The sequence below is a fragment of the Sphingomonas sanxanigenens DSM 19645 = NX02 genome (genome assembly GCF_000512205.2).
GTDB classification, from domain to species: Bacteria; Pseudomonadota; Alphaproteobacteria; order Sphingomonadales; family Sphingomonadaceae; genus Sphingomonas_D; species Sphingomonas_D sanxanigenens.
The window spans coordinates 3,626,066-3,637,041 of sequence record NZ_CP006644.1 but is presented as its reverse complement, the minus strand read 5'-3'; the positions used below and the strand labels follow the sequence as shown (position 1 = coordinate 3,637,041).

General features: G+C 64.8%; 9 protein-coding genes. 3 read left to right on the top strand and 6 right to left on the bottom strand.

Annotation, left to right across the window (positions count from 1 at the left end; genetic code table 11):
* The 3 genes from uxaC to NX02_RS33005 all read left to right on the top strand — a co-directional run bounded on the left by uxaC (window position 1) and on the right by NX02_RS33005 (window position 3,123).
* Window positions 1–1,425, top strand: coding sequence for a glucuronate isomerase (gene uxaC / locus NX02_RS16575; RefSeq protein WP_025293323.1), 1,425 nt, complete (start codon window positions 1–3; stop codon window positions 1,423–1,425).
* Window positions 1,426–1,890: 465 nt separating this feature from the next.
* On the top strand, window positions 1,891–2,787 hold the full coding sequence (locus NX02_RS16570; RefSeq protein ID WP_039996645.1) for an ROK family protein: 897 nt from the start codon (window positions 1,891–1,893) through the stop codon (window positions 2,785–2,787).
* Between the two features lie 24 nt (window positions 2,788–2,811).
* The gene (locus NX02_RS33005) at window positions 2,812–3,123 is read left to right on the top strand and encodes a hypothetical protein (protein WP_162232689.1); all 312 of its coding nucleotides are present in this window, start codon (window positions 2,812–2,814) and stop codon (window positions 3,121–3,123) included.
* A 123-nt stretch (window positions 3,124–3,246) separates the two neighbouring features.
* Here the strand turns inward: NX02_RS33005 and dld are convergent, their stop codons facing one another.
* The 6 genes from dld to NX02_RS32520 all read right to left on the bottom strand — a co-directional run bounded on the left by dld (window position 3,247) and on the right by NX02_RS32520 (window position 10,937).
* The gene (dld, locus tag NX02_RS16565) at window positions 3,247–4,968 is read right to left on the bottom strand and encodes a D-lactate dehydrogenase (RefSeq protein WP_025293321.1); all 1,722 of its coding nucleotides are present in this window, start codon (window positions 4,966–4,968) and stop codon (window positions 3,247–3,249) included.
* Between the two features lie 12 nt (window positions 4,969–4,980).
* Window positions 4,981–5,709, bottom strand: a complete 729-nt coding sequence (locus NX02_RS16560) for a FadR/GntR family transcriptional regulator (RefSeq protein WP_025293320.1) — start codon at window positions 5,707–5,709, stop codon at window positions 4,981–4,983.
* A gap of 318 nt (window positions 5,710–6,027) precedes the next feature.
* Window positions 6,028–7,383 (bottom strand): MFS transporter, encoded by a 1,356-nt coding sequence (locus tag NX02_RS16555; protein WP_025293319.1) that lies wholly within the window; start codon window positions 7,381–7,383, stop codon window positions 6,028–6,030.
* 25 nt (window positions 7,384–7,408) lie between these two features.
* Window positions 7,409–8,176, bottom strand: coding sequence for a TIM barrel protein (locus NX02_RS16550; RefSeq protein WP_025293318.1), 768 nt, complete (start codon window positions 8,174–8,176; stop codon window positions 7,409–7,411).
* 31 nt (window positions 8,177–8,207) lie between these two features.
* On the bottom strand, window positions 8,208–10,403 hold the full coding sequence (locus NX02_RS16545) for a TonB-dependent receptor (RefSeq protein WP_245648620.1): 2,196 nt from the start codon (window positions 10,401–10,403) through the stop codon (window positions 8,208–8,210).
* Window positions 10,404–10,583: 180 nt separating this feature from the next.
* Complete coding sequence (locus NX02_RS32520; RefSeq protein WP_158014046.1) at window positions 10,584–10,937, bottom strand: hypothetical protein; 354 nt, start codon at window positions 10,935–10,937, stop codon at window positions 10,584–10,586.
* Window positions 10,938–10,976 lie beyond the last annotated feature (39 nt).

Below are 10,976 nucleotides of genomic sequence, written 5' to 3'. Positions count from 1 at the left end.
ATGACCACCGAAGCGCCGCTCGCGCCGCATCCCGATCGCCTGCTTCCTGCCGACCCCGAAACCCGCGCGATCGCGCGCGCGCTCTACCGGTCGGTCCGGGATCTGCCGATCATCAGCCCGCACGGGCACACCGATCCGTCCTGGTTCGCCGAGAACCAGCCCTTTCCCGATCCGGCGAGCCTGTTCATCATCCCCGATCACTACATCTTCCGGATGCTCTACAGCCAGGGCGTGCCGCTGGAGGAACTGGGCGTGCCGCGGATCGACGGCGGCTGGACGGAGACCGATACGCGCAGGATCTGGCGCCGCTTCGCCGAGAATTTCCACCTGCTGCGCGGCACGCCGAGCCGGATGTGGCTCGATTATGCCTTCCACGACATATTGGGCGTCACCGAGCGTCTCTCGCCGACCAATGCCGACCGCATCTACGACCAGATCGACGCGCAGCTGAAGCGGCCCGAGTTCCTGCCGCGCGCGCTGTTCGAACGCTTCCGCATCGAGGCGCTGGCGACGACCGAGAACCCGCTCGACGATCTCCGCCACCACCGCGCGATCCGGGCGAGCGGGTGGGGCGGTCGCGTCGTCACCGCCTTCCGGCCGGACAATGTCACCGATCCAGAACATCCCCGTTTCGCCGAGGATCTGCCCGAACTGGGCCGGATCACGGGTGAGGATGTGGGCAACTGGGACGGTTATCTTGCCGCGCTGCGCAACCGCCGCCGCTATTTCATCGAGCAGGGCGGCGCGACGTCGACCGATCATGGCCACCCGACCGCGCATACCGAAAATCTGCCGCAGGAAGAGGCCGCCGCGCTTTACGGCCGCATCGCCGCCGGACAGGCAAGTGCCGCAGACGCCGAGCGCTTCCGGGGCCAGATGCTGACCGAGATGGCGCGGATGAGCCTCGACGACGGGCTGGTGATGCAGATCCACCCCGGCGCGCTGCGTGGCCAGAACCCGGCGGTGACCGACAGCTTTGGCGAGGCGAAGGGCGACGACTGGCCATCCTCCACCGAATATGTCCGCGCGCTCAAGCCCCTGCTCAACGCCTTTGGCAACGAGCGGGCGCTGACGATCATCCTCTTCACGCTCGACGAGACCACCTATTCGCGCGAGATCGCACCGCTCGCGGGTCATTATCCGGCGCTGCGGATCGGCCCAGCCTGGTGGTTCCACGACAGCCCCGAAGGCATGAAGCGCTTCCGCGAGCAAGTGACCGAAACCGGCGGCTTCTACAACACGGTCGGCTTCAACGACGACACCCGCGCCTTCTTCTCGGTCCCCGCACGACATGACCTCAGCCGCCGCATCGACTGCGGTTTCCTCGCGAAGCTGGTTGCCGAACACCGGATCGACCAGGACGAGGCGTTCGCGGTGGCGGAGGATCTCGCCTATAATCTGGTCAAGGCGGCATATCGGCTCTGAATGGGCCGATGGCGGCGCCAACGGCGCTCTCCTGCACTTCGGCCAGAGAGGGCTTATCTTCCGGCGCCTTCGCCCACTTCGTCGGGTCCACCGAGGCACCGTGCCGTCAACGCGCATCGTGTCCGCCATGGCACTTTATCGAGCGTAAAGTGCCATAGTGGGGAACATGCAAGCCAAAGAAGGAAGGGGATCCACAGGGAAATCGGTCTGCGCTTGGATCGGCTCCGTGTTTCAGCCCGGCCGCCGACGGCCGCTGCAGTCGCTCGGCTGGAGAGCGTGGCTCCGATCGTCGATCGACTGACCGCTGTCTGCGAGAGACCATGCTATGGCGTCATGGTCCTTGACCGCATCGGACAGGTTGCCGGCGATCGAGGATGCTGATCCGGGACCGGCGGCGTGCCCGCGCGCGCCGGTCCGGACAGACCAACATCGGCACGTGCGACACAATCTCCCGGGAGAGCGACCATGACCCTGTTCGGCGCCATCGAAGCGGGCGGCACCAAGTTCGTGTGCGGCATCGGCGACGCGCGCGGCGGCTCGATCGAGACGGCGACGGTCCGCACCCGCGATCCCGACAGCACCTTTGCCGAAGTCGGCGAATTCTTCGCGCAGGCGGCGCGCTACGGGCCACTCGGCGGCATCGGCATCGCCAGCTTCGGCCCGGTGGACCTCAACCCCGCCTCGCCGCGCTTCGGGCAGATCCTCGCCACCCCCAAGCCACATTGGGAAGGGACGGACATGCTCGGTCGCACCCGCGCGATCCTCGACGTGCCGATCGCGATCGAAACCGACGTCAACGCCGCCGCGATCGCCGAGGTCGCCGCGGCGGGGCCGGGCGTGAAGCAGCTCGCCTATGTCACCGTGGGCACCGGCATCGGCGTCGGGCTGGTCAGCGAGGGGCATCCCGTGCACGGCCTCGGCCATCCCGAGGCGGGCCATATCCTGCCGCGGCGCCACCCGTTGCATGACGGGTTCGCGGGCATCTGCCCGTTTCATGGCGATTGTCTGGAAGGGCTGGCGAGCGGCCCCGCCATCGCCGCGGCCTGGGGCGATGCCGCGCAGGATCTGCCCGACGATCATCCGTTCCGCGCGGTCGAGGCCGATTATCTCGCCCAGCTCTGCATGACGCTGTTCCTGATGATGGCGCCCGAGCGGATCGTACTGGGCGGCGGCGTGATGAAGCAGGAAACGCTCTTGCCGATGATCCACGCCGGCACCGCCGAACGCCTCGCGGGCTATTTCGGTGGCGCAACGAGCGCGGAAGACATGGCGGCGCGGATCGTGCCGCCGGCCTGCCGCGAGCCATCGGGGCTCATCGGCGCCAATCTGCTGGCGGAGAAGGCGGCGCGCGACGCCGCGTAGCCGCGGGATACGGCAACCGATCGATTGGAAAACGATCTCCTGCCGGATTTTGGCTGCCGGGCGTTTGCCAAATGCCTCCTCCAACGGCATCTCGTCGTACCGGGCGATCGGCATCGCGCTGACGCCGACCGCCGCAGCCACAGGGGCCTTTTAAGGAAGATTCGGCCTCTGCCCGTGCCGTCTAGCCGGTTGAAAACGATGCTGTTCGGCTTCGCCGTCAACCCCGATGGCGGCAGCGCCATCAACTCCTTCAGGCCGCTCAACTTCAAGCTGATGCTTAATTTCTCACTGTTCCTGGCCGCAGCCAACCGCACCTTCAATCGGCGGCCCCCTTAATCGGCGGACCGAGCCTGGGAACTGGCATCGAGCACCGCTACTTCGTAAACGGCCGCGATTTTCTGCGTACCGATTGCGTTTGAGCTTCGCAGCCATGGGTGGGGCGGGTTCGGGGCGGTGGCCTCAGTGCCAGTGAGCACGCTTCGAACTGTGCCCGATCCCGGGATTGAAGCTGTTGCACGGGTCCAGCGCCCGGTAGAATTCCCGCAGCGCCGGCTTTGCCTCATAGAGGTGCCCCACGCCATGCTCCGCCGGATATTCCGCGCCGCGCGCGTCGAGCAGATCGAGCATCGCCTGTTCAAGCGCGTGCACATCGGCGCCCTTCTTCAGCACATAATCCTGATGGAACACGTGACAGAAAAAATGGCCGTAATAGAGGCTGTGGACGATCTGGGCGGCGATCGCCGGCGGTAATGTTTCCACCCAGTTCACGCTGTTGCGCGGCAGGGCGATGTCGAGCGCGATGATGCCCGCCACGGCATCGGCGTGGACCTTGCGATACTGGATCGCGGCGCCCGCCGCAGCGAAGCGGTGGAGGAAGGCTTTCTCTCCCTCGGCAGGCGAGCAGGTGAAGAAGTCGCCACGCGCCGAAGGGAATATCGTGCCCAGATAGGCTTCGGCCTCGGCGATCCCGGCACCGCCCATGCGCAGGATCAGATGATGCTCATAGCGGTCGCGATAGTCGGTGAGCCGGCGGGGCAGATGCCGCGGCAGCAGCCGGGCGAGGCCGTGGATGAGCCGCGGCCCCAGACGGTCCGCGCCGATGCCGATGCGGCTGGCGATCGCGCTCAGCTTCGCGCCGATCGTGTAAAGCATCGGCAGCCGCTCGGTGCCGAGCAGGTTGATCGCGAAGAAGGTGCTTTTCCCATATTCGTTGGCGATGTCGAAGCAGTCGCGGTGCATATATTCGGCCGCGATCGGCAATTCGGCGAACCGCTCCAGCATCGCCCGGCGGATATCGCCGAGTTCGACCGGATCATTGGTGCCGATATAGAAGACGCGGCTGTCCTCATCCTTCGGGAAGCTATCCAGCCGCACCGCGAACACCGCCAGCTTGCCCGCGCTGCCCGAAGCCTCGAACAGGCATTGCGGATCGGCGTTGAACCGCGCCGGCGTGTCGGCGGCGATGTCGCGCACGCGCGTGGCATAATCATGGTCGGAGGCGCGGCCCGCGTCGCCGATGATGTCCACCGCACCGAACGCACCGCGATCGAGCCGCTCCAGCATGTCCTCGGGGCCGTCGCCCAGGTCGACGCCGAGATGATTGACCAGCCGCAGCGCGCCATCCGCCTGGCGTTGCGCAAACAGCGCGAGTTCGGTGAACGCCGGCCCGCGGCGGACAAGCGCGCCGCCGCTGTTGTTGCACACTCCGCCCAGCACCGAAGCGCCGATGCAGGAGGAACCGATGACCGAATGCGGTTCGCGCCCATAAGGCTTCAGCGCGGCCTCGAGTTCATAGAGCGTCGCGCCGGCAAGGCAGATCACCTGCCGACCCTCGTCGATCACATGGATTTTCGACATGGCGGTTGTGCTGATGATCACCACGTCGCGGTCATAATCGTCGCCCGAAGGCGTCGATCCGCCGGTGAGGCCGGTATTGGCCGCCTGCATGATCACGATCTTCTCATGCGCGATGCAAAGCTGCAGCGCGCGCCACATCTCGACCAGGCTGCGCGGCCGCACGACCGCGAGCGCCGCGCCCTCGCCGAAACGGAAACCCATCCGGTAGCGGCGGGTGCGCGCCGCGCCGGTCAGCACCCGGTCGCGGCCGATCGTCGCGCGAAGCTGCTCGACGAAGGAGTGTTGCTCAGGGACGGCCGGCCGCCGCGCCGTTTGCCGCGGCATTCGCGTTCGCGCTCAGTCTGCCTGCGCGCGCCAGTGCGCGAGCGTCTTGATCACCCTGCGCATCGCCTCCGCCGCACCTTCCTCGTCGCCGGCTTCGATCGCATCGACGATCAGTTCGTGGCTGTGGACATTATGCTCGTGCAGGTCGGCATCGTGGATCGGCGAGGTCATGGTGAAGGAGGCGACGAGCGCGGTCTCGATCACCGCGGCGATCGATCGCAGCAGCACATTGCCGGAAGCCGCACCGATCGCCTTGTGGAAGAACAAATCCGCCTCGGCGAAATGGCGCCGCGATTCCGTGGCGTTGCGCATTGCCTCGATCGCGTCGCGCAGTTCCTTGATTGCGGCGGGATCACGCCGGCGAGCGGCGAGCGCGGCGGCGCGCGGTTCCAGTGCCAGCCGGATCTCCGTCAGATCGCCGTGGAATGCCTCGTCCAGCCCCTGAGACATCTTCCAGGAAAGCACGTCGGCATCGAAGAGGTTCCAGTGACTGGGATCGAGCACCTTTGTGCCGACGCGTGTCTTGGAAACGATCAGCCCCTTGGCGGTCAGGGTCTTCAGCACCTCGCGCAGCACCGTGCGCGACACGCCGAAGCGCTGAAGGATTTCAGCCTCGCCGGGGATCTTCGAGCCCGGGGGGTAAACACCGTTGATGATCTGCGCACCCAGCGCGCGCGCAACCTGGTCGTGGCTGGAAAGCGTTCCTTCACTGAATTTCTGGAAGCTTCCGAACGAACTCATAAACCATCCTTCTGCGCGAAGCTGAAACGCGCTGCCTGTCCTGCGACTCGGCCGCTCGCCGCGAGATCAGCCATAAAACATTCACGCATTGCGCAAAGGCGCCACCCTGGCGGCGCCCGTCATCAACTTGCCTTCTTGACGCAAGCCAAGGTCTTTTCAATCTTCTCGCTCGATCTGCCCTCCCGAGACATCCATGCGGATTGAATAGTAATATTTTATGCAGACGTGTCAATCGCGGCCGGAGCCGCGATGACGTTAACCCTTAGCGAGGGGAGGGGCGCTGATATCGCTATCGGTGACGCTGTCGCGCCGGCCGGATCAGCGTGACGGGCGCTGGAACCGGTCCATCGGCCAGAAGATCATCGTGCCGATCTGCAGGAGCATGATGAGGATGGGGGCGCCGTAATAGGACCAGCGGATCGCTGCGCGTGCGCCGTCGGTCACCGCGTTGGGATCATAGCCCGCGATCGCCAGCGTATAGGCGACAAGCGCGGTGCCGATCGCCATGCCGACCTTGGTCGACAGGCTGATGCCCGACGAGAGCAGCCCTTCGTTGCGGCTGCCGAACTGCCACTCATGATAGTCGACCGCGTCAGCCGCCATCGTGAAGATCGCCGTCATCGTCAGGCTGATCAGAACCGCCGCGACGAGGAAGACGGCAAGGAACAGCAGGTGATGCGCCTCGACCAGCGGCAGCACCGCGTGCAGCGCGATGGCGATCACGAGCGCGGCGATGCAGCCCTTGCGGATCCCGGTTCGCCTGAACAGCATCGGTGCGATCATCGCGCTGAAGATCAGCGTGCCCGAAACGGCAGGCAGCAATATGCCGATCATCCAGGGCGCGCGCATGACCTCTATCGCGAAGAAGGCGGTGACCGAAATCACCACGCCGAAGCGCAGGAAGTTCAGCGTGCAGAACAGGAAGGTGACGAGCCACGCACGGTTGCGAAGCATCTCGCCGATCGCCGGCCAGACCGCGCCGGCGGCGGGCGCCGCGTCATGGTGGCGCTCCCGGCAGCTGAACACGAGGTTGATCAGCGCGGCGAAGGTCAGGACGGCGAAGATTGCCGCCACATACAGGAAACCCCGCCGCTCGTCGCCGTCACCCAGCAACGCGACCAGCGGCATCGTCGCCACGGTGGCGAGGATCACCGACGCCGATGTGCCGATCGCACGCGCGCTGCCCAACTGCATGCGATCGCCATGGTCGGACGTCATCATCGGCATCAGCGCCGAGAAGGGGACGGCGAGGAAGGAATAGAGAATGCCCAGCAGGGTGAAGGTCACATAGGCATAGGCCAGCTTGGCACCGACCGAGGCGTCGATCGTGGTGAAGGTCAGCACCAGCAGGATCGAGAAGGGCAGCGCGGCGAACAGGAAGTAGGGGCGGGTGCGGCCCCAGCGCGACCGCGTGCGATCGACCATCAGGCCGACGCTCAGGTCGATGCCGGCATCGAGCAGGCGGGAAAGCAGGAACAGCGTGCCGACGGCGGCGGCCGGCAGCAGCGCGACATTGGTGTAGAAATAAAGGAGGAACGCGCCCACCGCGTTCCAGCTCAGGCCGCAGGCGAAATCGCCGAGGCCATAGCTCACCTTCTCCCAGGCCTGGATGCGGTCCGGCCGGTCGGGCGAGACGGCAGCCGGGGCCAGGTTCGTCGCGCTTGCCGTCGCCATCGCGTCGTCCTTTCCGTCTACGCCGTCAGAGCCCGGTGGCTGCGCGCGTCTGCGCGATCGATTCCGCGCTGGGGAGCGTCGGCAGATATTCGAGGCCGAAAGCGCCCTGATAGCCCAGCCCACGCAAGGTCGCGACGGTGGCGGGCCAGTCGATCGTGCCCGTGCCCGGCTCGCTGCGGCCGGGGTCGTCGGCGAACTGGATATGGTGGACGAGATGGATGCGGCCGCGCAGCACCGCTTCCATATCCTCGCCCATCACGTGCGAATGGAAGACGTCGTAGAGCAGGCGAAGATGGTCGCTGCCAACCTCCTCGATGATGTCGAGCGCCAGCGTGGTGCTCGAAAGATACATGCCGGGGTGCGAGACGATCGTGTTGAGTGGTTCGAGGAGAAGGGTGATGCCTGCCGCCTCGGCCAGTGCCGCGGCCTTGCGGAGGACCTTCACCGCCTCTGCCCGCTGTTCCGCGAGATCCACGCCCTCGCGGATGAAACCCGATGCGACGATCAGCGGCGGGCGGCCCAGCCGCTTCGCGGTCTCGATCGTGTCGGTGACCGCGCCGAGGAATTCATCATGCTGGGCGGGATCGACGAGGCTGCGCCGCGGATCGACGCAGAAGCTCGTCAACGGCAGGCCGGTCTCGTCGAGCGCGACCTTGATCGCGTCGATCGGCTTGTCGCGCCACAGATGGAATTCCACGCCGCCGAGCCCCGCCGCCTTCGCAGCGCGGATGCGATCGGGCAGTTCCGCATGCTCATCCTTGAACAGCCATTCGACGCACGCTGAAATCGTCATTCTTGATCCTCGCTTTGGGGCGCCCGGCGCATCAGAACCGGAAGGTTCCGCGCACGCCATAGGTGCGCGGCGTGCCATAGATATAGTTGATCAGAAGCTGCCCGCCGGCGTTGACATATCCGGCGAATGCATAGGGCTTGTAGTTTTCGATATTGCGAACGAAGCCCTGCACGCTGAATCGATCCCCCGGCGCCGAATATTCGAGCGTGAAGTCGGTCTGCGTGAACGCCTCCTGCTTCTCGGCCAGGGAATTGCTCGGCTGCAGGAAATAGGCCGATTTGAACCGGCTGAACAGGCTCGCCGTCAGCTTATGGTCGCCGAAGTAGAAGTCGTGGTCATAGCCCAACGCGATCGTCCATTTCGGTGACTGGACCGGGCGATTGCCGCTGAGGTCGAACGGCTGCAGCCCCGGCGTGGACGGGTCGCTGTCCGCGATCGTTCCGCTCAGGCCCAGCCGCGCCGCCTCGAACTGGGTGAGCTTTGCGTCGAGATAGTTGACCGTTGCCGTGAAGCGGTCGTTCGGCGAAAGCAGGATGGTGGTGTCGGTCTCGATGCCCCAGATCCGCGACTTGCCGGCGTTCACGACCTGGGAGCCCACGCTGGTGTCGAGAAAGATCGGGATCTGCTGATCCTTATAGTCATAATAGAATGCGGCAGCGTTGAACTGGATCGTCCGGCCAGCAAAGCTGTTCTTCGACCCGATCTCGTAGGCGGTCAGTTTTTCCGCGCCGAACGAACCGACATTGTCGAACCCGCCCGCCTTGTAGCCGGTGCTGACCTTGCCGTAGATCAGATGATCGCGGCTTGGATTATAGTCGAGGCCGACCGTCCAGGTGACCTGATCGTCGTCGAGCGGCGTCGGATTGAATTCGACGCGGCCCGGCCGTGTCGTGTCATCCTGCGCCGGCGGGGCGGATCCGCGGCCGAACTGAGGGCCGTAGTTGATGAAAAGCGCTGATTTCTTGTCCTTGGTGTAGCGGATGCCGGCGGTGACGCTCAGCGTGTCCTCGATCAGCGGCATCGTCGCCTGCGCAAATCCGGCCACGGACTTGTTCTTGACATAAGGCCGATAGAAATAGTTCAGGAAGCTGCCGCCCGCCGCGAGCGGAAGAAACAGGCCCTGCGCCATATACTGGTCTTCGTTGAAGTAGAACCCGCCGACCTGATAGACAAATCCGCCCTCCTCTCCGCCGGACAGGCGGATTTCATGGCTCTGCGTTTCGGAGTCCTTCTGATACATCTGGACGAAGGTGGTCGGCGCGAAGCCGTTGAGCGGCTGGTTCACGTCCGAATTTACATCACGGTAGCCGCCAATATAGCTCAACGTGCCGATGGAGCCGACATCAACGTCGACGCGGCCGCGAACGGCATATTGCTCGATCCGCGTAAAGCCGAGGCTGCCGAGCGGAAACGAGGATTTCGGCGGATCGAACCGCAGGCGCAGCGGCACGCCGCCGCCCTCGAGGGCAGGGGTCGAGGGAATGACGTCGACGATCCCGCTGGCGAAAGCCGGGTTGGCGAGCACGCCATTGTTGGCGACGACGATGCCATATTGGGCGATGCCGGTCGTATCGACGTTGACATATTCACCGGCAAGATAGACGCGGACACCGGCGAGCGGTTCGGCATAGATCGACGCGCGGACGGCATCGGTATTGCCCGCGCTGCCGCGGCCGGCCGGTTCGTTGTTGAAATAGCCGTCATGCTGGTTGTGCATGCCGCTGACCCGCACCGCCACCTTCTCGCCCAGCGGCACGTTGACGGCGGCCTCGCCGGTGAAGGCGTTGAAATTGCCATAGCTGCCGCTGGCATAGCCCTGGAAGTCGCCGAGCTTCGGCTTTGCCGCGACAATGTTGAGCGCGCCCGCGGTTGCGTTGCGCCCATAGAGCGTGCCCTGCGGCCCGCGCAGCACCTCGATCCGCTCCAAATCGAAGAAGCTCGCATTCAGCGCGATCGGCCGGTTGATATATTCGCCATCGATATTGATCGTCAGCGCAGGATCGGCGGTCTCGCTATGATCCTGACTCGAGATGCCGCGCACGGTGATCTTGGTATATTGCGTATCGTTGGTGATGCCGAGATCGGGCGCGAGCCGGGCAAGTCCGTTCACATCGCTGACGCCGGCCTTCAGCACCGCATCGCCATCGAACGCCCGCATCGCGATCGGCGTGTCCTGGATGTTTGTCGCGCGCTTCTGCGCCGTCACGACGATGTCGGCGAGACTCATGCTCGCGGGCGCGTCGTCTGCGGTACTTGCAGGCGCGGCCGCGTCCTGGGCATGGGCCGTACCCGTCACGGCCAGAGTCGCCGTGCTCAGCAGAGCAGCGTGAATGGCACGAAAGCGCATCGTCAATCCTCCCCATCCGGCCCCTTCGCGGGAGCCTTTTTACGAATTACAATGATGGTTTTAATATCGGTGTTCGGCAGCGTCAATAAGATTATTAGAATCATCATTCCGGTTATCGAGCAGGCCATATGCCCGGAATAATCCCGTTTTCTCAGTTATCTGTGGGATGTTTCTGGCGCAAATTCGCCATATCTGCGTCGCAGATGCTGCGGTGCAAAACGCAAATTTTCGGTCGGTGATGCGCGCCGAGGCATCGCCGAGCAGCGTGCAGGAGGTCAGCGCCGCGCGTAGCGGGTTCTGCGGGCCGGGAGCGCGCCGAATCGAACCGGTCGTGCGAAACGCCCACCAGTGACGATCCGACCGGTCGAAAGCGGATGCCGCACCGATAGGGAAGGGGAAGGTCGTGGTTGGCATTCGCGTCGCTCTGCTTTCGAAACACGTCTGAACCTGCTG

Excerpts from the sequence above, each read along its gene's own strand:
- uxaC (WP_025293323.1), top strand. The coding sequence starts at position 1 with ATGACCACCGAAGCGCCGCTCGCGCCGCATCCCGATCGCCTGCTTCCT.
- NX02_RS16570 (WP_039996645.1), top strand. The coding sequence starts at position 1,891 with ATGACCCTGTTCGGCGCCATCGAAGCGGGCGGCACCAAGTTCGTGTGC.
- dld (WP_025293321.1), bottom strand. The coding sequence starts at position 4,968 with ATGCCGCGGCAAACGGCGCGGCGGCCGGCCGTCCCTGAGCAACACTCC.
- NX02_RS16560 (WP_025293320.1), bottom strand. The coding sequence starts at position 5,709 with ATGAGTTCGTTCGGAAGCTTCCAGAAATTCAGTGAAGGAACGCTTTCC.
- NX02_RS16555 (WP_025293319.1), bottom strand. The coding sequence starts at position 7,383 with ATGGCGACGGCAAGCGCGACGAACCTGGCCCCGGCTGCCGTCTCGCCC.
- NX02_RS16550 (WP_025293318.1), bottom strand. The coding sequence starts at position 8,176 with ATGACGATTTCAGCGTGCGTCGAATGGCTGTTCAAGGATGAGCATGCG.
- NX02_RS16545 (WP_245648620.1), bottom strand. The coding sequence starts at position 10,403 with ATGAGTCTCGCCGACATCGTCGTGACGGCGCAGAAGCGCGCGACAAAC.
- NX02_RS32520 (WP_158014046.1), bottom strand. The coding sequence starts at position 10,937 with ATGCCAACCACGACCTTCCCCTTCCCTATCGGTGCGGCATCCGCTTTC.